The sequence below is a fragment of the Paenibacillus thalictri genome (assembly GCF_004307995.1).
Lineage (GTDB): Bacteria > Bacillota > Bacilli > Paenibacillales > NBRC-103111 > Paenibacillus_AF > Paenibacillus_AF thalictri.
The window spans coordinates 49,390-70,863 of record NZ_SIRE01000026.1 but is presented as its reverse complement, the minus strand read 5'-3'; the positions used below and the strand labels follow the sequence as shown (position 1 = coordinate 70,863).

The window sequence follows — 21,474 nt, the reverse complement described above, 5'->3', positions numbered from 1 at the left end:
TTACAATATGTATACATCCTCGTATACAGCACAATGTAAGCACTAACAAAAAAAAGGTAACGATAACAGGAGGTTCGGGGAATGAAGAAATCGATGAAAACTATGGCGGCTGCGGCGGCGATGATGGTGGCGCTGGCTGGCTGCAGCGGTGGCGGCGGACCTGCGGCAAGCACTACGGCGAAACCAAGCGCCAGCAAGGGACCGATTAATTTAACGTTCTGGCACGCAATGGGAGGCACCAATGAAGAGGTAGTTAAAAAGATGGTGCAAAGCTTCAACGAAACGGTGGGCAAAGAAAAGAGCATTACCATTACGCCGGTTTTCCAAGGCAGTTATGCGGACTTGCTGAAGAAGGTGAAGGCGGCTGTACAAGCCAAAAACGAGAAGGATTTTCCGGACATCGTGCAAGTTCCGGCATCCGACACGGCGTATATTAAGGACGTTCCGGCCATCATCTGGGCTCAGGATTTAATTGCCAAGGATCCCTCGTTCCCGGTAAAGGATCTCGAGCCGAATACGCTGGCCGGATTTAGCTTCAAAAACAAGCAGGTCGGCATTCCGTTCGCCAACTCGACCATCCTGCTCTACTACAATAAAAATATGTTTAAAGAAGCCGGACTCGATCCGAACAAACCGCCGCAAACGATTGACGAGCTTGGCAAATTCGCAGCCAAGATGACCAAGAAAAACGGCAGTACCGTAAGCCAGTGGGGCTTTGCGGTGAACCCTGACCAATATCACCTGTCCAGTTGGATCGGCATGCAAGGAGCATACATCGGCAATAACAAAAACGGCCGTGCTGACGTGATGACAGCTGTAGAGTTCGATACAAACGGTTCGATGAAGAAGTATTTGACGGAATGGAAAAAAGCCATCGATGCCGGCGGTATCTTAACCGGCTCCGATGTGAAATCGGATGAAGAGTTTGCGGCAGGCAAAATGCCGATGTTTGTCGGTTCTACTGCATCGCTCAAGGGAACGCTCACAAAAGTGGGAGACAAGTTCGAAGTCGGCACTGCATTTTATCCGAAAGTAAGCGAATCAGATAAAGGCGGGGTCGCTGTCGGCGGTTCGGCGCTGTACATTATGAACCGCGGAGATCAAGCGGCGATCGATGCCGCATGGAGCTTCCTGAAGTACGGTGTTACGCCGGAGTCGCAATTCGTCTGGCATACCGGAACAGGCTACTTCCCTGTCAACGTGAAAACCTACGATCTGCCGCAGATGAAAGAACATCTGACCAAAAATCCACTGTTTAAAACAGCCATTGAGCAGCTGCACGCATCATCCCCGGAAACACAGGAGCCGATGGGACCGGTCAGCGCCGAATTCAGCCAGGCCATGCTGGAGGAAACGCTCAACTATGTGCAAGGCAAGAAAAGCATTGATCAGGCCATTACGGACATGGCTGCACGAAGCAATAAAGCGCTTAGCGATTACAACAGAGTCAACAATGTGAAGAAATAACGGAGGCAGCATTCCATGAAAATAACGATGATGACGTTTAACCTGAGAACGAGCCGCGCGCAGGACGGCGGCAATGCATGGCATCTTCGCAGCGGGCAGGCGGCCGAAATGGTGAGACAGCACAATCCGTTGTTTTTCGGCACACAGGAAGCGCAACCTGACATGCTGGACGATCTCCAGTCGTTAACGGAATATCGTTGGATCGGCGAAGGCCGTATGGGCGACGGGCAGGACGAGCATTGCGCCATCTTTTTTAAGAAAGATGAACTCGAGGTCTTGGAGCACAACACGTTCTGGTTGTCGGAACATCCTGAAGTCCCCGGCAGCATCAGCTGGGACAGCTCGTTTCCGCGCATCTGCACATGGGCGCATTTTCGGCACAGTAGTACAGGCACGGAGCTGCTGTTCTTCAATACGCACCTCGACCACCGCGGTCAGCAGGCTAGAGAGCAAGGAATTCGAATCATTTGCGAAAGGATAAGCGAACAGCTCGCCGCGAAACAGCTGCCTGTGATCTTGTCGGGAGATTTCAATTCCACGCCGGACAACCCGGTCATCCGTCTACTGAGAGGCGAGCTGGAAAGTCAGAAGGCGCCTGTACGTATGACCGACGCTTATTCCGTTAAGGACGGACCGCTTGGAACTTCGTTCCATACCGATTACTGCGGATGTACCGAAGGCGAGCCGATTGATTATATTTTCGTGACACCCGATCTGCAGGTATCGGCGGTTGAAATTGACCGGCGTATGATCGACGGTCGTTATCCTTCCGATCATTATCCGGTTGTAGCCGGGCTTGTTTTGGCATAAGGTGACGGAGCCGTATCATATTTTTTCCAGCCGCGCGGCTGTTAGATGACTAATGGCCGCGTCAGCGGATGGAACCAGGCAAGTATTTGGGAACGACGCTGCATATTAAGGAGAATGAACTATGAATATAGATTCCCCCGGGGTGAAAAGATCGGAGCTGACGTACTCGTTTACTCGAAAAAAAATGCAGGAAGCCGCTAAGCCCTACCTATTTTTGCTGCCGTGCCTGCTCTTTGTCGGTTTATTTACTTATTATCCGTTTGTCAAAACGTTCTTTCTTAGCTTTTCCTTGGTTGATATGAACGGCAATCCAGTCGAGTTTGTCTGGCTGGAAAACTTTCTGACCGTTTTCGGAGACCAGCGGATGCTGGCTACGTTCGCACATACATTAAAATATACCGTGATTACCATTCCCGGCACACTGATTATCAGCCTTGCTCTGGCGCTGCTCGCCGAGAAAAAGCGCAAGGGCAGCCGCATTTACCAAATCATGTTTGCGCTTCCGATGGCGGTGTCGATGTCGTCGGCCGCCATGATTTTTCAGTTCATATTAAGCCCTTCGATCGGGATATTAAACGCTTATACGGGGCTGCATATCAACTGGTTCGGCGACGCCAAATATGCGATGGTCGGCATTGCGATCGTCTCGATCTGGATGGGCCTCGGGTTCAGCTTTCTGTTTCTGCTGGCAGCCATCCGCAATGTGCCCGAAGAGCTGATCGAAGCCGCCGAAATGGAGGGCAGCAGCTACACGCAGTCGCTGCTTCACATCAAGCTGCCGCTCATTTCACCCACGCTGTTTTTTCTGATCATCACCGATTTGATCCATTCGCTGATGGTGTTTGGTCCCATCCTAATTCTTACAAAAGGCGGGCCCATGGGAGCTACCGAAACGATGATCTACCGGATGTATATCGAAGCGTTCGAGAATGGCAAGTACGGCTATGGAAGCGCTGTGGCGATTATGATCTTTGTGATCGTGATGCTGTTTACGCTGGTTACATTCCTTTATGAGAAGAAAGGAGTGCACTATTCATGAAAACCAAACGGCAGACACGCGACCTTCTGTTCAGCGGTTTTTGCCTCCTTGTAGGCCTGATCGTCATCTCTCCGGTGCTGTACTGCGTAAGCGCCAGCTTTATGACCTCCAGCGAGCTGAGCTCCTTCCCGCCCAACCTGCTTCCAAGCGGATTTTATTTAAAAAACTATGAGACCGTGTTTACCTCCACTCCGCTGCTGCGGTTTATATGGAATTCCTTTCTGATCGCCATGATCGGCACGGCAGGCAGACTGATAACGAGCAGCCTGGCGGCATATGCTTTTTCGTTTCTGGAGTTCAGGTTCAAGAAGCTGTGGTTCATGTTTATTCTCGGTACGATGATGATTCCCGGCGATATGCTGATTATTACCAACTACATTACTGTCGCCAATATGCGGATGATCAACACGTATTCCGGCGTTATTATTGTCATGATGGCCTCGGCTACGTACATGTTCATTCTCCGGCAGTATTTCTTGACCATTTCCAAAGAATATAAGGATGCATCTTTTATTGACGGCTGCGGCGACTTCCGGTTTTTTACCCGCATTTTGGTACCGATGTCCCGATCGATTATGGCTTCGATTTTTATTGCCTCTTTTATCGCTTTGTGGAACACTTATTTATGGCCGCTGCTCGTTACCAATTCAGAAAATATGCGGACGGTTCAGGTCGGCATTACGATGCTGCAATTTTCCGAAAGTGTCATCTACGGCCCCATTATGGCGGGAGTTACCGTTATTTTGATTCCTTCCGTGCTTGTCTTTCTTGTTTTCCAGAAGCAGCTGGTGCAGGGTATTACGCTGGGCGGATTAAAAGGTTAGTTTAGCTGGATTACATCAACAACTGGAGGAGAACTGCATGAACGGTATAAAGCTGGTGGCGTTGGACCTTGACGGGACGCTGCTGAATGAGCATCACCAAGTTTCGGAAGAAAATCGCAAGGCGATCGGCGAGGCGCGTGCTCAAGGAGTGACGGTGATCGTTGCTACAGGGCGGGAGGTGAACAGCGCTCGGCCTTACTGGGAGTCGCTGGAGCTGGACTCGCCGCTGATCGCCGCTAACGGGAGCGAGGTATGGGACGCTGCGGGCCGGTTGCATAAACGGCATACGCTAAACGCTGAGACGGTGGCGGCATTGTATGAGATTGCCGCTGCCGAAGATTGCCCGTTCTGGGGTTATACGACGGAAGGAGAGGTCAAGAAAGATACCTGGGCTGCCTCCGTAAACGATCAAACCGTCTGGCTTAAGTTCGGATATTTCTCAGCGGATCAGAGCAAGCTGGAGCGGGTTCGCGAACGGGCGCAGACTTTGGGCGCAATGGAGATTACGAATTCCCATCCAAGCAACATTGAGATCAATCCGCAGGGTGTTTCCAAAGCAAGCGCGATTCGTGACGTTTGCGGGCTGTATGACTTGAAGATGGAGCAGGTCATGGCTGTAGGCGACAGCCTGAACGACAGGGCGATGCTGCTAGCCGCCGGGATCGGTGTGGCGATGGGCAATGCGCAGGAAGAAGTGAAGCGGCTGGCGAATGCCGTGACCGGCAGCAACAGAGAACATGGAGTGGCGCAGGCGATTCGCCGATTTGTGCTTAAATAAGAGCCGGAATAGAGTATAATGAAATAAATCTGACGGACGGAAAGGATGAGCGGATGTGGGGATGCGTGGTTTGAACAGCCGATCTAACAAAATAGCAGCGGTTTTTCTGACATTCATGCTCGCGCTCTTGCTGCTGCTCATCATGTCGGGTTGCCGGATTTCGGATCCTGGCATCCAAGCGATAAAAGGGTTGGCGGGAGAAAAAACAGCGCACCAAAACCCGACAACAATCCAGTTCTGGTTCTCCATTGGCGGCGATTTTCAAAGAGATTTTCAGAAGTATGTGATCGACGAATTCGAGAAGGCCAATCCGGATATTAAGGTGAAAATGTCTTTCGCCGAGGAAACCGGCAAAACGCATGTGTCGGACAAGCTGCTGACGGCGATTGCCGCCGGGAATGCCCCGGATGTAGCGACATTCGACCGGTTTGCTATCGGCTCCTGGGCGGCGAAGGGCGCTATTGACGACATCACCGACCTGATTCAACGGGACGGGATTGATCCGAACGATTATTATCGCAGCGTATGGGAAGAAACGAACTACAAGGGCAAAGTGTATGCGTTGCCCTTTCTGGTCGATACCCGTGCAATGTATTACAATAAAACGCTGATGGAAAAGGCTGGTTTTGATCCGAATAAGCCGCCGACAACGATGGAAGAGCTGGATCGTATGGCGGAGAAGATGTTCTTGAAGAACAGGAACGGAAAATACGAGCAGGTCGGATTTTTGCCTTGGATGGGTCAAGGTTCTTTGTTTACTCATGGGGTTAACTTCGGCGCGAGCTTTATGACAAACGGTGAATTTGATCCCACCGAGCCACAGGTCGTCAAAGCGCTGCAATGGATGGCCGCGTATGCCAAAAAATACGATATTTCCTCTTTGAACGGCTTCAGCGAATCACTCGCCCAATATGAAATGGAGCCGTTCTGGACCGGCAAGGTCGGGTTTGAGTTTCAGACCAATTGGATATTAAGCGGAGCGCAGCAAAATAAGCCGGATTTCGAGTGGGGAGTGGCTCTGATGCCGTCGGAATCGGGCTCACCTTCCTTGTCGTGGATCGGCGGCAACGCCTTAATCATCCCTCATGGCGCCAAAAACCGCGAAGCAGCTTGGCGATTTATCAAGTTTGTGGCCCTTAAGGAAGGAAATCTGCTGTGGACCAGACGCCCGAACGGAAAAGGCTTGATTACTTCCATGCCTGCGGTGAACGAGCAGCTTAAGTTGCGTGAGGATCCGAATATCAAGGTGTTCCTCGACCTGCTGACAACGGCAAAGATTAGACCCGTCTCCCCCGTCGCATCATTTTACTGGGCGGAAATGTACCGTGTCCGGGATTTGGCGCTGAACGGCAAAGGCGTCCCCGATGCGCTGCTGAAGGAAGCGAAGAAAAATATGGATGCCGAGCTAGCCAAAATATTAAAGTATGAACAAAATTCAGCGTCGCAATAGCTTTCCAAACTGCTGTCCGTAAAAGATAGGCAATCATTTAACCAACTTCGTCCACATATAACAGGCCATCCCCCAAAAAGGGATGGCCTGTTGGCACATGGTTATTTCGATAATAACCTTACCTACTTCAGTTTATCCAAAATACGGAATACGATAACCGCAACTTCCGCTCTTGTTGCTTTGCCTTGCGGATTAATCATATTGTCGCTGCCTTCGATGATCCCGGCTTTGACAAGTGCAGCGATGCTGTCAACCGCGTAGTCGGCAATATTCGAGACGTCCTTAAAGGCGCTTAAATCGTCTTTGGTACCCGACTCGGTCAATTTGCCCGTCACCTTCAGCGCTCTGGCAGCAAGCACCATCAAATCTTGTCTGCTGATCTCGGCGGTCGGATTAAAGCTCGTGCCGTCGACGCCATTTGTGATGCCAAGCGCTTTAGCAATACCAAGTGATTCGTAGTAGTAATCTCCTTGCTGGGTGTCGGAGAAGTTGGAGTCAAAGGTCGCTTTAAGATCCAACGCGCGAACCAGCATCGTCAAGATATCGGCACGGGAAATATTTTTCTCCGGCGAGAATACTTGGTCTCCGGTTCCGTTGACAATTCCTTTGCTGGCCAACGCTTCGATGGCAGCTTGCGCCCACGAATATCCGGTAATGTCTTTAAATGCGGTTTGTCCCGAAGTCGTTCCCGATGTGCCGGAATTTCCTTGGCTTCCGGTAGTGCCGGTTCCGTTATCCGTCGTTGTGCCGGTCGTTCCGGTACCGCTTGGACCGCTGCTTGTTCCTCCGCTTGGACTACCGCCGGAGCTGCCGCCTGAACTGTAGAAGTTAACTTGAACGTCCGTTTTGGCGGTAAAGCCGCCATCCAGCGTTTGCGCGGTAATCGAAGCGCTGCCCACAGCTACAGCCTTCACGACGCCGTTGGTATCGACGGTAGCCACTTTCGGATTGCTGCTGGTCCAAAAGACGGTTTTATTGCTTGCATTATCGGGCGCAACCGTGGCCTTGAGGGTGGCTGTCCCGCCGGCGAACAAATTCAGGCTGCTTTGGTCCAGCGTCACTTTGGTTGCAGGTACGGCTGCCGGGTCATTGTATAAATATACCCTCAGCTGTGGATCAAAAGCGGGCAGCATGGCGTTGGTTACGCCGGAAGGCAGCTTATCCGTATTGACGGTTCCCGTAATGTTTTTGTCGCTGTATTTGTTTAAGATGAAATTCGCTTTGATTTTGGAAATATCCCAATTGACCGGCAGGTCCACCGATGGCAGCACTGCGTTGACCGCACCTTTGCCGAAGGTGTAATATCCCTTGACCGTGGATGGGAACAACGATTTGATCGCATCGTCGGAAGCCGTATTAATGTTAAAGGATGCAGGTACGGCAATCTCGTAATCGTTGCTGGCATATTCGCGGATCACTGTATTGGCGTCGCCTTGCTTGATCCAATCCTCCGTCACTCTGGAGAAAACGATATGTTTGTATGAAGCTAACGATTGATTGGCTGCGTTCTTATCGTCCGAAGAATAAAAACGGCTGAAGCTGATCAAAATATCGCCATTCTTAGCTTCCGAGACAGCCGGATAATGATAGTTCCCCACGTTGGCCCTTGTGTCGACAACCAGGTGCCTTCTGTACTTCCACGTTTTCCCTTCGTCATCCGAAAGTGCAACGGCTAACGTATTTCTTCCCGATTCAGTATCGACGTGGGCGAACACCCAGTTTCCGTTTTTCAATTGAAGCAGGTCATGGCCGACACCCGGGTCCTGGAGCTCCGGCACGTCTTTCGCAATCGTCCATGTGAGTCCGCCATCCCTCGATTCGGAGGAAATGACGCGATAAGGCCTTTTGCCATTGTCCCGCATGTAAGCGACGATCGTGCCGTCTTTTCTTTGCGCCATGGTCGGTTGCACGTTAGCGACGCCAACAAGCGGTTCGCTTACTTCCCAGCGGATCGAATTATCCGCAAGCCGCTTTGACGGATCGTATTCCGTGAACGCCATGATGCTGGTCTCCAGCGTATCGGAGTATAACGGAAGCAGCAGCCGAACTTTGCCATTACCGAGATTGACGGCAAACGGCTTGTCTTTGGTCTGCCATCCCAACCGCCGGGCTAGCGGGTAACCGGAACGCGGCTGCCATATCGAATCCGCTACTGTCGGAGCGTACTTATATTTCGTCGGATCTCCGCCGATCAGCTGCATGACTTCCGTAACGAGGGAATCAAATTCACCACCCCAGATTCGCTGGCTTACACCCGCTCCGCCTTGATCGATCGGCTTAAACACATAATCTTTCTGGTCGGCTAACTTGGCTTTAAACGTATTGACGAAACCTTTCTTGAGTTCCGGACGTTCCTGGCTGATATAGTCGACGGTATTGGAAGGATCGACCACGCTGCCCGTGTTCATCCCGATCTTGATATTGATAATTTCGGAGAAGTCCCAATTGGGCTTCTTGTTGCCGACTTGCTCGAATTCGTAGTTGCCCTTCTCGGCGTATGCGTACATCGGCTGCGATGTATTCCAACGTCCAGCTAGAACCGGATACCAGAACAACCAAAGCCGGTCGCCGGAGTCGACATACACGACAGGGTTGATGTCGGCGATTTGCTGAGCGTCCGTTACGACAAACGGCGTTTTCCATGTTTTACCTTGGTCAAGAGAGCGTGCTCCCATAATCCGGGTCGTCGTGGCGTCGCGTTCGCCATTGCCTTGAAACCAAACGGACAACAATTCGCCGTTCGGAAGCTCAACAATGCTGGATCCGTGGGTATGATCGCCAGCATCCCCATTGTCCTTGACCGGATCGAAAATGCTTGTTACGGTGCTATCTACGTTTAGAACTCCCGTAGACGTCGCCGCCAATGCGGGAAAGCTGGTTGCCGTTAAGGCAACACACGTTGTAAGCAGCGTAGCTAACGTTAACTTTCTATTCATAGATCATTGCTCCTTTGAAATGGACTTCTTCGGCTTCATCAACCTGGACTCCCTGGGGTAACATTAACAAAAAATTTATAAATCGTTCCGTATTTTTGACTGATGACGGTAATCAATGCCGTACCCGAATTGACGTTTAACGCCGAAACGGTGGCTGTGCTGCCGTTAACTGTTGCGACAGTCGCAACCGAAGTCGTGTCCGAACTCCAGACAAGGTCTCCGTCATTTACCGTACCGCCGTCAACGTTCAAGGTGAAGGTCAACTGAGCGTTCGTATTTTTGCTTAAATTCAGCGAGCCGTACGTTGCCCCCGATACGGTAGGCACCGGAGTCCCCGCGCCATAGGTTGCCGAAATAACGGAACCAAACAGCTTTGTAATTTCAGGCGCTTCGATTCTGGCGTAACCTATCGCTTTGTTTTTCACGCTGCCGATGTAGTAATAGTAGGAGTAGTTAACTAAAGCATTCCCGCTTCTGTCTACAACAACCGAAGGATACTCGTACGTTTCTTTGAAGGCCGGATCGTTTTTGATCATGATCGATTTCCAGGTTTGGCCTTCATCTTTGGAAAGTAGCAGGTCCATCGAGCTCCGGTGACCGGATTGCGTAGCATCCCGCTTTGTTTCCTGATTGGTGGCAGCCAGCCAGTCGCCGTTCGGGAGCTTGGAAATTTCGAATCCGCCGTCGTTTTTCAAGTACGGATCCACCTTCGCTACACTCCAAGTTGCTCCGCCGTCCGTAGAATCAGAATACGTGGTATGCCACGCCAGGCGGCCGTTTTTGCCGTCCAATTTACCGCTTCTGAAGTAACCGCGAATGGTACCGTTCTGCAATTGAACTAGTGTGCCCTGAATGGCCCCCGAACCAACAATCGCGTCGCTCATCTGCCAAGTCTCGCCGTGATCATCCGTATATACGCATATGGAGAGAGCCAAAGAATCCGAATATAAAGGCAAAATCAATCTCGTTTTGCCGCCATATTGAACCTCGATCGGCTTGTTTTTCGTCTGCCAGCCCAGTTTCCTGTACATCGGATTCCAGGTATTAAGATCATTGTCTGCGCCGGAAGCGCGTTCAATCGAATTTTTAATAATCGGCGGCTCATATTTCGTATATGTCGCTCCTGAAACCGTATACAGTCCTGTGTTCAGCATGTCGATAACTTCTTGCGTCCTGCCGGTGTACACATCGTCATACGGCTTTTGCGCATTGAGATAAACGAGGTATTGGTCGTATTTTTGCTTCATCGAAGCGACAAAGCTGTCCGTGACATAACGTTTGTCATTTGGGTTATACCATGACGTGACAAGCGGATATTTAGTCGTATCCAGCGGTGCGGTCGTCGCATTTACCTTGGAAGGATCAACGGACTTGATCTCGGAGCCTTTCACTTTGTAGGCCCAATTTCCGCCGCTATAACCGCTGGATAAGCCAACCATCGCATCGCCTGCATTCATGTAGATCGGCGCCGGATAATGCCATTTCGGATTGCCCCCGTTTCTGGCAGCGTATTCATAATTACCCGGATCGGCGTACATATACTTCGTTTGGGCGGAAACCCATTGCCCATTGTAGATTACATTATAGAACAACCACAGCCGGGCTTGATGATCCACATAAAGCACCGGGTTGTTGTCGGGGAAATCCAGCGTATCGTACACGGTAAAAGGAGTCGTCCATGTTCTTCCGCCGTCGCTTGACCGGGCTCCAACAAGTTTGGTGTTATTGCCGTCCCGCTCCCCGTCTCCGCTGAACCACACGGTAAATAAGGTGTTGTCGCTCAGCTCCACCATTGTGGAACCATGCACGCTGCTATTTACAGCATCGTCAGGAGACATGTTTGTCCTGTAAATTCCCTGCAATCCCGGTGATGGTTGCGCTTGCGCAGGGGAAGCGATGGCCGTGCTCAAAATACTGCCTGTCAAAACCAAAGACAGCGCAATGCTCATACGTCTTAACTTCTTCAAATTACCGCACTTCCTTTCAATTAATCTTAATCAATGAGATAATTGCTCATACCTATGTTTCTCTAGATCTTTTTCCTCACTTACCTCCTCTTCTTAGTGTCAAAAAGAAACCCCATCCGGCGTCGCATCTTACATTTGTTATCTCATCAAGTCTGCTCAGCCGAAGGTGATTTTACCGGGATGAAGAAATTTCGTTATATGTTTAGGAATGGCTAGATGAATCCTCCGCACGATTTGCGGAACTTGATATGTGTCTCGAACTTCCGTACAACGGGTTCGCTCGATTTATGCTGCATTAAATCGACCAGCTGTTTCACGCATTCTTTGGCCATTTTTTCAACAGGCAAATGTACGGTGGTGAGTGTCGGGATCGTGAACCGGGTCACATCGTCGTCATCATGGCCGACAATTTCGATTTGCTGCGGAACGGCGACACCCGCTTCATCCAGCGCCATCAGCGCGCCGACGGCCATTTGATCGCTCAGCATAAAAAGTGCCGTAGGCAGCGGGCCTCCCGACCCGAGCAGCTGCCGGATCGCCTCGTAACCGCCCCGTTCGGAAAAATCACCGTAAAGGGTGTGGTGTTCTTTAACGGTGAGCCCAAGCTCTTGCGTTTTGGACAAAAACCCTTCCTTGCGCATGCGGATCGCCTTGGACGATACCCCGGGTACGATCAAACCGACCTCACGGTGATTACGGCTGGCGAAAAGCGAAGCGATGCGCTCTCCCGATACGAAGCTGTCGACATGAACACACGTATACTTGTCCGAGCTGCGCTGGTACAACACGATGGGCACAAGCAAATTGGCCTGCTCGAGAAATTGCTCGTCTTCTTCCGTCGCATTGGCAATGATGGCGCCGTTAAAGCGGGTTCCCGTCAGCAAACTTCGGACTTCGTGCAGCTTGGTGCCAACAAAAGGCTGGACCAGAAGCTCGTATTCGTCATGCATGCCGTTAAACGAATTTTGAACCGCTTTCAAAAACCGGCTCATCAGAAAAGTGCGAGTATCAAGCGCCCAAAACAATGCGATGATCGGCAGTACGGTCTCTCCCCCGCTGCGCAAACGCCTTGCGGATATATTCGGCTGATAATTCAGCCTTCTAGCCACCTCTAATATTTTTTGCTGCGTGGCTGTGGAAATCCGATATTGATCTCCTTTACCGTTAAGCACCATGGAAGCGGTACCCTGGGACACGTTAGCCAGCTTGGCAATCTCTTTAACGCTAGCCATAAATCACGCTCCAATAATGCTAATACGTTTTGCTAAAACGTTTTGCTAATACGTTTTTTATTTTATTTGATAAGCGCTTTCATGTCAACCAAAATATAACATTTTTTGTTTCACCGCGGAGGATTTAGCTTGCTTCTGGACCGGCCCAGTTAATATGCAGCGGATTCTCCCAACGGACATTTGCTTTCCAGCTTATTTGCAAACAAAAAAAGTTCACGATGGCTAGCTGCCAGTGAACTCAAAGTTCCTTGCTATAAACGGTTGAGGTCGCAATGCGCCGAAACGGGCTTTACTTAAAACCGCCGCAGGAATTGCGAATGACCAGATGTGTTTGCAGCACTTTCGCAACCGGCTGCGTTGTCCGGTGATGCATTAAATCGATCAGCATGTGTGTGCATTCGCTGGCCATTTCTTCTACCGGCAAATGTACGGTCGATAAAGTCGGAATCGTAAACCGGGTCATCTCGTCGTCATCGTAACCGACAATCTCCAGGTCGTCGGGAATTTTTTTGCCCGATGCATGAAACGCGGACAATGCGCCGACAGCCATCTGGTCGCTGAGGACAAACAGCGCGGACGGCAGGCTGGTGTTGGTTTGAAGCAGATGTTTTGCCGCATCCCACCCGCCCTGCTCCGAGAAATCGAAGCTGGCGATATGGCGGGGAGATACGTTTAAGCCAAGTTCTCCGGCCGCCTTCAAGAAGCCTTCCTTCCGCAACCGTATCGCCTTCGACGACACATCGGGCACAATCATTCCCACATCCCGGTGACCGCGGCTCGCAAACAAACCGGCAACTTCCTCGCCGGTTTTAAAACTGTCCACACTGACGGTGCAATATTTGGACGAGTTTCTTTGATAGACTACAATCGGAACCTTCAAAGCCGCCTGCTCCAGGAACTGCTCATCTTCTTCCGTCGAGTTGGCAATAATCGCTCCGTTAAAACGGGTGCCGGTAATGAGGCTGCGCACCTCGCTTAGCTTCGAGCCGACGTACGGCTGAATCAGCAGCTCATATTCGCCTTCAACTGATGAGAGCGTCTTCTGAAGCCCTTTGAGAAACCTGCTGATCAGCATCGTCCGCGTATCCAGCGCCCAGAACAAAGCGATGATCGGCAGCACCGTTTCCCCGCCGCTGCGCAGCCGCCTGGCTGAAATGTTAGGCTGGTAGTTCAGCTGCCGCGCCGCTTCGTAAATTTTTTGCTGCGTTTTTTCAGAAATGCGGTATTGCTCCCCTTTTCCGTTAAGAACAATCGAAGCCGTACCTTGAGAAACATTCGCCAGTTTAGCGATTTCTTTTATGCTCGACAAGCGGATAACACCTCATCCGTATAGAAATAGTAGAAATAAGTGGCATATACTCTACTATCATAATCCAAATGGCCTAGTATTTAAAACACGGAAAAATGTCCCAGTCGCAAAAAGACCACCGAAAAAGTAGCGGAGTGAGCGAAATCATGCTGGAGAAGCGCCGGCGTTCGCTTATGCAGCGTTCACTCTGCGATCAAATTCTTTTTCTTGCTTTGACCAAGATGGCTTCGCCTTGAAATCCGGTAATATGGCCATTTTCATATTCCAGATGAAAATGCTTTTGCATCGCTTCCGGAGCGTCTGAGAACAGCTTCGCCAAACTTTCAATCTGTTCGCCGGACAAGCCCATCCGCTCAGTCCAGCCTTGAAACTCAAACGGCTTAGGGTAAGCCTTCAGCGTCTCCAGTACGAACCCGCTCCGCTCCAAACGGCTGATCCACTCGGATTTTTTCCATGCGCGCACATGGCTGTGATCCCGCTGCTTTTCCAACTCGTTATAAAAACGGTCAAGCTCGTCATCTTCAGGGCCTACGTTATCGATCAGCAAAAAGCAGCCGCCCGGCTTCAGCACACGGTTCACTTCACGCGCAAACGCATCGGGGTTAGGGAAGTGGTGCGCCGCGATACGGCAAGCGGCCAAATCAAACGATCCGTCCGCAAACGACAACGTCTCCGCATCTTCTTGAACGAAACGCACATTTGCCCGGCCGTTGCCTTGCACAAAATTCTGAGCTTGCTCAAGCATTTCCTGCGTAAGATCACATGCCGTCACCTGCTCGATGAACGCTGCAAGCGCATTGGCCACATGCCCGCCTCCGGTAGCGATGTCCAGAGCGGTTGCCGCGCCTTCGGCCCGGGCCAGCTCCGTCAGTTCACTCAAATCCGCACCTTTTGCATGTCTTTGGCTGGTTACGTATTTTTCTGCATTTTTACCAAACTGCTGCTGAACCTGCTCCTTGATTTGACCTTGCTCCCTTGTATCCATGACGTGCCTCCTCTAATTAAAGTTTCATTTGGTGAAACCTAATGCCGATATATGAAACATATATTTATCTTATCACACTTTTTCTGTTGGCCGCCAGAGCTGTTCCGCATTTTTTCAAAAACAATTTAAGCAAAATCAGCCCTTCGCTGGCAGAGGCCGCTGAAAAAGTAGCGAAGTGAGCGAAATCATGCTGGAGTTTTCATTGGAAAACCCTGCATACGGGGATTGCAGATGCATAAATCGGTTAATAATGATTAACAGCCAGCTTGTACAAAGGATGTGGGCCTCCAATGAAAACGATCAAACGGATTCCGCTGTTATTCCCTATTTTCGCCGTCTCGCAGCTTGCCAAATACACCGTGGCGTTGTTCATCTTTTCTTTTTATTGGATTCCGAAAGGAACCTATCTGCTTACGCGTTATGCTTTAGGCTTCTGGTCGTGCGACGGCTGCGGCAAAACGTATTGGGCCAACCGGGAGTATACGGTTTCGGGGTACTGGGATCATAAACACTGTCACCATTGCTGCGATACGCGGATAACGGAAATCGACTGATGCCGTCATGCCGCCGGCAAAACATAAAAAGGTGCCGCTGAATAGACGGCACCTCATCTTTTCTATATCACATTGGTGTGCGCTGCTTCCTTTAACGGCTTTGCAGCGCCTCGCTCAGCTTTTCGGGAAAATTAATCGTCATCCCGTCGACCCCGCAGTTTAAGCAATGATGCATAAGCTGCTCGTCTTTGACTTTCCATGACCGTACTTCGAATCCTTCCTGTTTCAGCGTACGCACATGCTCTTCCGTAAGCGTTTCCGCACTGGGGCAAAGCTGGAATACTTGTATTTCCCGCAGACGTCCCAGCAAGTCCATGTCCCAATCGCGGGCCAAATACCCCAATTTTACCTCGCTGTCGAGCCGTCTTACTTCTTTCAAGCTGTCATAACTGAACGATGTCACGATGGTATTGGACAACATATCGTATTTTTTCACGTAACGCACGACGTCTTCTTCGAGGTGGTCACCTTTCAGTTCCAATACGAGTTGAAGCGGTTTACGCCCGAATATATAAATAAACGATTCGAAACTGACCAGACGTTCTCCCGCATATTCGGCCGAGAACCATGATCCCGCATCCAGCTCCTGCAGCTCTTTCCAGGTGTAATTGGAGCTGCTCCCGGTGCCGTTTGTCGTGCGGTCGAGCATTTCGTCATGCAGCAGGAAAATCGTGCCGTCCTTGCTGTAGCGAAGATCCGTTTCCAATCCGTTTGCTCCCATTTCAATGCCCTTATAAAAAGCGGCCAGCGTATTTTCCGGTGCGTGTTGAGAAGCGCCGCGATGCGCCAGATTTCTGAACATAGGCCAATTCTCCTTTGCGCTGCGGCCGCATGGGCGGTATTTCCCGCCCACGCAGTGCGAACAGCGTAATGATGTTACTTATACGTTTTCATGTAATCGACAACTTCCGCCTGAAGCTTATCCATTACCGCTTGCGGATCGGCTTTGGCGTCATTGTGCACGGTTTCGATCGCTTTAATGATGCCGGACCAGATGAGCGCATCGGCCGGATGAATGCCTTCGCCGCGAAGATATTGCGTTTGGTCGATAGCTACCTTGAAGTTCGGATCTTTGGTCAAATGTTCCTTAAATTCCGGCAGCTCGAACGCCGATTTCTTAATCGGAATATACCCGGTGCTCATCGAGTTTTTCGCTGTGCTTTCCTTGGTGGTCAAGAACGAGACCAGCTTCCAGGAAGCTTCTTCATAGGTTTTGTCGGATTTAAAAATACCTAGTCCGTTGCCGCCGATCGGCACCCAGCGTTCTTTGATTTTCGGCAGGAAAGCAACGCCGATCTGGAATTTATCGCCTACTTGCTTCTTCAGTCCCGCCAGTCCGGCACCCGAACGGAAGTATACCCCAAGTCTGCCGGCAATAAAGTCTTCATTGGACGTCTTGATCTGATTTGGCGGCATGACCTTGGATACATGCACCGCGTCCTGAATGGACCGCAGCGTATCCACTACTTCCTTGCTGTTCAAGCTTGGCGTGCCGTCGTTTTTGATCAGCTGTCCGCCGCGGTTCCACACCATAGGCTGGAAATACCATGGGCTGTCGGTGTTCAAGTTGAAACCCCAAGTTCCGTTGCCGCTTACCTTTTTGCCGGCTTCAATCAGATCGTCCCACGTATCCGGCGCCTTCGCTCCGTTTTTCTCCAACAAAGTCTTGTTGTAATAAATAACCGGCGTGCTCGCTTGAAACGGAATGACCCACCTTTTCCCTTTGTAAGTGTATCTTTGCCAGAATCCCGGCAATACGTCATCCATCTCTTCTTTGGTCATAAAACTTTCAATCGGCAGCAGCTTGCCGCTGTCGGCGATTTGCGGAATCGCATGGCGTTGTCCGAGCTGAACGACATGAGGCAAGCTGTTGGAGACGATGCCTGCCTGCACTTTTTTGGCCATTTCGTCATAGTCGCCCATAAATTCGGCTTCTACCTTGATGTTCGGATTGGCGGCGGTGAAATCATCCAAATAACTTTTCAGCAGGTCCTTTTCCGTTGTCCACATCTTTAGTGTAATAGGCCCGCTCGGAGCGGCCTTTTTATCGTCTGTCGCCGCTCCCTTTGCCGGAGCCGGGGCCGCTCCCGGAGCTGCTGCTCCGGAATCTCCTCCCCCACAGCCGGAAATGACCGCAAGCAGCGCCGCCATTGCTAATGAGACCGTTTTTTTCATTTGAATAACCCTCCCTGAATAATTTTTATTTCACTTCAATCCGCTGTTAATCATGCCGCGTACGAAATATTTTTGCAGGAACAGAAACAACAGCATGATCGGCATGATGACAAAGGTGGAAGCGGCCAGCAGTTGCGGCCATTGAGTGCCCACTTCTTTATCGATCATATAACGCAAGCCGATTTGCACGGTCCGCATCTGCGCCGTGTTGGTCACAAGAAGCGGCCATAAATAGTTGTTCCATGAATGTATAAAAGCGAACAGACTGAGCGTTGCCGCGATCGTTTTGGATAATGGGGCCACGATGCGCAGCAGGATGGCGCCATGCGAGCAGCCGTCGATTTTAGCTGCATCAAACAAATCGCGCGGAATTGTCATGTAAAATTGCCGGAGCAGAAATATGCCGAACACGCTGGTTAACGCAGGCAAAATCATCGCCATATGCGTATTGACCAGACCTAATGATTTGATGACCAAATACGATGGAATCATCGTTGATTCAAACGGAATCATCGTTGTCGCTACAAAACAGATGAACAATACGTTTTTCCCTTTGAAATCGACGCACGCAAAAGCATAAGCCGCCATGCTGCAAGTAATCAGCTGCCCCAGCACCGTAAAAGCGGAGATGATGATGCTGTTGAAAAAGAAACGTCCAAACGGCGCGCTGTTCCACGCTTCCACATAATTGGACCAACGCCATGAATGGGGCAGCTTTAAAATATCGCCCGTAAATATTTCATCAGGCAGCTTTAACGAACCGATGAACATCCACAAGAAAGGGAACGCCATGATAAAAGAAAGACATATCAGCAATGCGTGTTTGGCAATCAGAGCGGTTGACGCCTTCAGTCTGCCTGCGGACACTTTGACAGACCTTGAAGAAGATACGTCGCTCCAAGCCTCGGTAGTTGCCTTCATCCATTGGTTCCTCCCGGTTTTATTGATAATGCACCTTCCGGCCGACCAGCCACATTTGAATCCATGTCAGAAGAAGTATGATGCCCAGCATGACCATTGCAATCGAAGAGGCATAACCCATCTGGAACCGCTCAAAGGCATACTTCCATAAATGCATTACGATGAGCTCCGTGCTCTCCGCAGGACCTCCCTTGGTCATCACGTCAATTTGCGTAAATGTCTGCAGTTGTTCAATCGTCAAATAAATCAGCAAAAAGAATACGGTTGGCGTCAGCAGCGGCAGCTTGATCTGAAACAAAATGCGGAACAGCCCCGCGCCATCCACCTTCGCGGCTTCCTCCAGATCGGAAGGAATCGCTTGAATGCCAGCCAAATAGATAACTACACAGAAGCCGACATGCTTCCACACCGCCATGATAGCAAGCGAAATCAGAGCCGTATCGGAAGCGTTCAACCAGCGCAGGGGCGCAATTCCGATCGATTTGAGAATCGAATTGGCCGTCCCGTAATCAGGATGATAGATGAACATCCATACCACGGAGATCGCGACAGTCGAAGTCACAATGGGAGCGAAGAAAAACGAACGGTACATCGTCATCGCCCAGCGCACGCCTTTGTCCAATAAAAATGCGAATATCAGCGATACCGCCATGGAAGCCGGCACCGTCAATATGGCATAAAGAAACGTTCGCCCCAAGGAATTGTAGAATCCCTCGCTTTGCAACAAATTGGTGTAATTCTCGAGCCCGATAAAAGTAGGCTGCGGCCGCATCATATCCCAGGAAAACGTACTTAAGCCTGCGCTGTAAAAAATAGGAATCACTACAAAAACGAGTAGAACCAATGACGCAGGCAGCACCAGCAAATACCCTACGGTACTCTCGCGAAGCCTGGACGTACCCATCAATACATTCACCTCACCTTAATAAATTGAACTGCTCTTTTTCAACCATGAACCCGGGTTTCTTCCTCGTTTACAAAATCAATCATAAAAAATGCCCGTTAACGGAAAATCAACAATTTGTCTCATTTTCGTAAAAAAATGCGAAATTTGTTTTTCGAATGTTTGCTAGGTTATAAGTTTTTGTAAAGACATGTCGCAAAAGGCAAACTGTAAGCGGTTACTTTTTATCATACAACAATTCGTTAAAATATTCTCCCTTGAAAATATATTAAAGCAGCACTTTCGTTTCTTCAATTTTATCAACCAAAACCCCGTTCACGCCCATTTGTTTCCATGATAAAATCTGTTCCGGAGAAGTGTAGCCGGTTGTCCCTTTGGCCGATGAGCCCGCCATGATCCAAACTTGCTTGCCTGATTGTTGGACGAATCGCACAAGCTCTTCATTCACCCATTCTTCCCACAAACGGATAATATCCGCGCCGGAGTCGATAAATTCCAATGCTTGATCCTTAGAGGGCATAAACGCAAGCACCCGAATCCGCTCGTCAAACATTTTGACATCTTTCGCATCCAATCCGCTCATGACGCCCATGACCACCTTCTCTTCATATCGGTGTATGCGGATAAAAGCTAATATTCGCGCCAGCTGCTCTCCTCCTTCCTTAATATGAAAGAGGATCGGACCGACACCGCTTGCCAGCACTTCTTCCAATGTATGAGGCCGGCGGGACGGATCGCTTACATAGTTCAATGCTACAAACTGCTCCGCTGTAAGGTCCGCGATGAGGGCCGAATTTCCAAACAGCTTTAATGCATCGTCGTCGTGGCTGATGACCGGTACGCCGTCTTTGGTAAACCGGATATCCATTTCCACATAATCCGCACCGTGCTCCAGAGAATGCCGTGCTGCATCAATCGTTAGTTCCGGATATTTATCTGTTCCGCCCCGGTGAGCGATGAGTACCATATTCAAAATCATTGCCCCTCTACGAAATTATCTTATAATGCCCTACTTATTCGGGATAACTATTTACTATACCGCCTTTCCCCTGAATTTGCTTATTTCTATGTGTAATGTCAAGGCAACACTAGATCTTACAGCTTCATTATAATATTCCGGCTTGAATTCCGTGAAATATTTATATACAATGCACCTATAAGTAAAAGTTATAGGGAGGACAATAAGCATGCAGCTGCGGGATATCCATTATGCGGTGACTGTTGCACATGAACTGAGTTTTTCCAAAGCCGCCCAGAAGCTCTTCATCAGCCAACCTGCGCTTAGCCAGTGCATTCGCAAACTGGAGCAGGAGCTGGAAACGCCGTTATTTATCCGGGAAAACAATGCCGTCAGATTAACAAGCGCCGGCGAGTTGTTCGTCAAAGACGGCAGTGAAATCATCCGCATGAGCGCGCGCTTAAAGCAAGGGATCGCCCATATCGCCAATACCCGGGAGGAAAAGCTGCGCATCGGCATTTCTCCATTCTACAGCAAGCATTATCTCCCCAGAATCATTCCCGCTTTCAACAGACTGTATCCATCCGTCAGCTTAGACATTTCCGAAATGCATTCAGCGATCCTAGAGCAGCTCATCATGGAAGATAAGGTCGATTTTTGCATGATCCCGCTTCCTCTGGATCACAAGGATATCGATTACCAGCCGATTTATCAGGAACAGATTCTTTTCGCCATGCCCAAAAACCATGTGTTGTACGGACGCCTGACGCCCGCGTTATCCAGCGGAATGCCCTTCATCGATCTGAAGCTGGTGAAACACGAGCCGTTTGTTTTTCTCAAGCCGGAACAGAAATTTACGAGCATGGGGATGCGCCTCTGCCATGAGGCCGGATTTACGCCCAACATTATTTTTGAAACGATGAATTGGGATACCGTAGACGCCCTTGTCGCCAACGGCATGGGGATGGGGTTTGTCCCCGAAATCTTGGTCGGCACCTCCTCCCAATCGGAGAAACCGGCCTATTGCCGCATCATGGCCGAAAACACCACACGTTCTTACGTTGTCGCATACAAAAAAGGGCGGGAGCTCTCCGCTGCCGCCAACAATTTTATTTATGTCGCCAAAAATTCATTTCACAACAACGAAGCGGAGTAAAACTCAAGG

The 21,474-nt window shown here is 50.1% G+C and carries 18 protein-coding genes; 8 read left to right on the top strand and 10 right to left on the bottom strand.

The window, feature by feature from the left end:
• The first annotated feature begins 81 nt into the window (after positions 1-81).
• The 6 genes from EYB31_RS30460 (at position 82) to EYB31_RS30435 (ending at position 6,368) form a co-directional block, all read left to right on the top strand.
• The gene (locus EYB31_RS30460; RefSeq protein WP_131017267.1) at positions 82-1,467 is read left to right on the top strand and encodes an ABC transporter substrate-binding protein; all 1,386 of its coding nucleotides are present in this window, start codon (positions 82-84) and stop codon (positions 1,465-1,467) included.
• A gap of 15 nt (positions 1,468-1,482) precedes the next feature.
• Positions 1,483-2,277 (top strand): endonuclease/exonuclease/phosphatase family protein, encoded by a 795-nt coding sequence (locus EYB31_RS30455; protein WP_131017266.1) that lies wholly within the window; start codon positions 1,483-1,485, stop codon positions 2,275-2,277.
• A 121-nt stretch (positions 2,278-2,398) separates the two neighbouring features.
• Entirely contained in the window at positions 2,399-3,316 is a 918-nt protein-coding gene (locus EYB31_RS30450) for a carbohydrate ABC transporter permease (RefSeq protein ID WP_131017265.1), read from the top strand.
• On the top strand, positions 3,313-4,140 hold the full coding sequence (locus EYB31_RS30445) for a carbohydrate ABC transporter permease (RefSeq protein ID WP_131017264.1): 828 nt from the start codon (positions 3,313-3,315) through the stop codon (positions 4,138-4,140). The genes EYB31_RS30450 and EYB31_RS30445 overlap by 4 nt, the downstream gene beginning before the upstream one ends.
• Before the next feature lie 37 nt (positions 4,141-4,177).
• Positions 4,178-4,918, top strand: a complete 741-nt coding sequence (locus tag EYB31_RS30440) for an HAD family hydrolase (protein ID WP_131017263.1) — start codon at positions 4,178-4,180, stop codon at positions 4,916-4,918.
• 115 nt (positions 4,919-5,033) lie between these two features.
• Complete coding sequence (locus EYB31_RS30435) at positions 5,034-6,368, top strand: ABC transporter substrate-binding protein (protein WP_165452701.1); 1,335 nt, start codon at positions 5,034-5,036, stop codon at positions 6,366-6,368.
• Positions 6,369-6,490: 122 nt separating this feature from the next.
• Here EYB31_RS30435 and EYB31_RS30430 read toward each other — a convergent pair whose 3' ends face one another.
• From EYB31_RS30430 to EYB31_RS30410, 5 genes are all read right to left on the bottom strand, one after another.
• Positions 6,491-9,304, bottom strand: a complete 2,814-nt coding sequence (locus tag EYB31_RS30430) for an S-layer homology domain-containing protein (protein WP_131017261.1) — start codon at positions 9,302-9,304, stop codon at positions 6,491-6,493.
• A gap of 38 nt (positions 9,305-9,342) precedes the next feature.
• Positions 9,343-11,271 (bottom strand): exo-alpha-sialidase, encoded by a 1,929-nt coding sequence (locus EYB31_RS30425; RefSeq protein WP_131017260.1) that lies wholly within the window; start codon positions 11,269-11,271, stop codon positions 9,343-9,345.
• Between the two features lie 212 nt (positions 11,272-11,483).
• Positions 11,484-12,503 carry a LacI family DNA-binding transcriptional regulator gene (locus EYB31_RS30420; RefSeq protein ID WP_131017259.1) on the bottom strand — a complete coding sequence of 340 codons (1,020 nt, stop codon included), beginning with the start codon at positions 12,501-12,503 and terminating at the stop codon, positions 11,484-11,486.
• Between the two features lie 289 nt (positions 12,504-12,792).
• The gene (locus EYB31_RS30415; protein ID WP_131017258.1) at positions 12,793-13,812 is read right to left on the bottom strand and encodes a LacI family DNA-binding transcriptional regulator; all 1,020 of its coding nucleotides are present in this window, start codon (positions 13,810-13,812) and stop codon (positions 12,793-12,795) included.
• A 193-nt stretch (positions 13,813-14,005) separates the two neighbouring features.
• Complete coding sequence (locus tag EYB31_RS30410) at positions 14,006-14,797, bottom strand: class I SAM-dependent methyltransferase (RefSeq protein ID WP_131017257.1); 792 nt, start codon at positions 14,795-14,797, stop codon at positions 14,006-14,008.
• Between the two features lie 290 nt (positions 14,798-15,087).
• Here EYB31_RS30410 and EYB31_RS30405 point away from each other — a divergent pair, with 290 nt between their 5' ends.
• Positions 15,088-15,351 (top strand): hypothetical protein, encoded by a 264-nt coding sequence (locus EYB31_RS30405; protein WP_131017256.1) that lies wholly within the window; start codon positions 15,088-15,090, stop codon positions 15,349-15,351.
• Between the two features lie 91 nt (positions 15,352-15,442).
• On the opposite strand, the gene EYB31_RS30400 is transcribed toward EYB31_RS30405, so the two are convergent.
• From EYB31_RS30400 to EYB31_RS30380, 5 genes are all read right to left on the bottom strand, one after another.
• Positions 15,443-16,153 (bottom strand): glycerophosphodiester phosphodiesterase, encoded by a 711-nt coding sequence (locus EYB31_RS30400; RefSeq protein WP_131017255.1) that lies wholly within the window; start codon positions 16,151-16,153, stop codon positions 15,443-15,445.
• A gap of 74 nt (positions 16,154-16,227) precedes the next feature.
• Positions 16,228-17,526, bottom strand: a complete 1,299-nt coding sequence (locus tag EYB31_RS30395; protein WP_131017254.1) for an ABC transporter substrate-binding protein — start codon at positions 17,524-17,526, stop codon at positions 16,228-16,230.
• A gap of 30 nt (positions 17,527-17,556) precedes the next feature.
• On the bottom strand, positions 17,557-18,447 hold the full coding sequence (locus tag EYB31_RS30390; RefSeq protein ID WP_131017253.1) for a carbohydrate ABC transporter permease: 891 nt from the start codon (positions 18,445-18,447) through the stop codon (positions 17,557-17,559).
• Positions 18,448-18,466: 19 nt separating this feature from the next.
• Positions 18,467-19,351, bottom strand: a complete 885-nt coding sequence (locus EYB31_RS30385) for a carbohydrate ABC transporter permease (protein ID WP_165452700.1) — start codon at positions 19,349-19,351, stop codon at positions 18,467-18,469.
• 268 nt (positions 19,352-19,619) lie between these two features.
• Complete coding sequence (locus EYB31_RS30380) at positions 19,620-20,318, bottom strand: glycerophosphodiester phosphodiesterase (RefSeq protein WP_240763054.1); 699 nt, start codon at positions 20,316-20,318, stop codon at positions 19,620-19,622.
• A gap of 220 nt (positions 20,319-20,538) precedes the next feature.
• Between EYB31_RS30380 and EYB31_RS30375 the strand changes: the two genes are divergently transcribed.
• On the top strand, positions 20,539-21,465 hold the full coding sequence (locus EYB31_RS30375) for a LysR family transcriptional regulator (protein ID WP_131017250.1): 927 nt from the start codon (positions 20,539-20,541) through the stop codon (positions 21,463-21,465).
• Positions 21,466-21,474: the final 9 nt, after the last annotated feature.

Bases quoted from the DNA above. Each gene is read 5' to 3' on its own strand.
- EYB31_RS30460 (WP_131017267.1), top strand. From the start codon at position 82: ATGAAGAAATCGATGAAAACTATGGCGGCTGCGGCGGCGATGATGGTG.
- EYB31_RS30455 (WP_131017266.1), top strand. From the start codon at position 1,483: ATGAAAATAACGATGATGACGTTTAACCTGAGAACGAGCCGCGCGCAG.
- EYB31_RS30450 (WP_131017265.1), top strand. From the start codon at position 2,399: ATGAATATAGATTCCCCCGGGGTGAAAAGATCGGAGCTGACGTACTCG.
- EYB31_RS30445 (WP_131017264.1), top strand. From the start codon at position 3,313: ATGAAAACCAAACGGCAGACACGCGACCTTCTGTTCAGCGGTTTTTGC.
- EYB31_RS30440 (WP_131017263.1), top strand. From the start codon at position 4,178: ATGAACGGTATAAAGCTGGTGGCGTTGGACCTTGACGGGACGCTGCTG.
- EYB31_RS30435 (WP_165452701.1), top strand. From the start codon at position 5,034: ATGCTCGCGCTCTTGCTGCTGCTCATCATGTCGGGTTGCCGGATTTCG.
- EYB31_RS30430 (WP_131017261.1), bottom strand. From the start codon at position 9,304: ATGAATAGAAAGTTAACGTTAGCTACGCTGCTTACAACGTGTGTTGCC.
- EYB31_RS30420 (WP_131017259.1), bottom strand. From the start codon at position 12,503: ATGGCTAGCGTTAAAGAGATTGCCAAGCTGGCTAACGTGTCCCAGGGT.
- EYB31_RS30410 (WP_131017257.1), bottom strand. From the start codon at position 14,797: ATGGATACAAGGGAGCAAGGTCAAATCAAGGAGCAGGTTCAGCAGCAG.
- EYB31_RS30405 (WP_131017256.1), top strand. From the start codon at position 15,088: ATGAAAACGATCAAACGGATTCCGCTGTTATTCCCTATTTTCGCCGTC.
- EYB31_RS30400 (WP_131017255.1), bottom strand. From the start codon at position 16,153: ATGTTCAGAAATCTGGCGCATCGCGGCGCTTCTCAACACGCACCGGAA.
- EYB31_RS30395 (WP_131017254.1), bottom strand. From the start codon at position 17,526: ATGAAAAAAACGGTCTCATTAGCAATGGCGGCGCTGCTTGCGGTCATT.
- EYB31_RS30390 (WP_131017253.1), bottom strand. From the start codon at position 18,447: ATGAAGGCAACTACCGAGGCTTGGAGCGACGTATCTTCTTCAAGGTCT.
- EYB31_RS30385 (WP_165452700.1), bottom strand. From the start codon at position 19,351: ATGGGTACGTCCAGGCTTCGCGAGAGTACCGTAGGGTATTTGCTGGTG.
- EYB31_RS30380 (WP_240763054.1), bottom strand. From the start codon at position 20,318: ATGGTACTCATCGCTCACCGGGGCGGAACAGATAAATATCCGGAACTA.
- EYB31_RS30375 (WP_131017250.1), top strand. From the start codon at position 20,539: ATGCAGCTGCGGGATATCCATTATGCGGTGACTGTTGCACATGAACTG.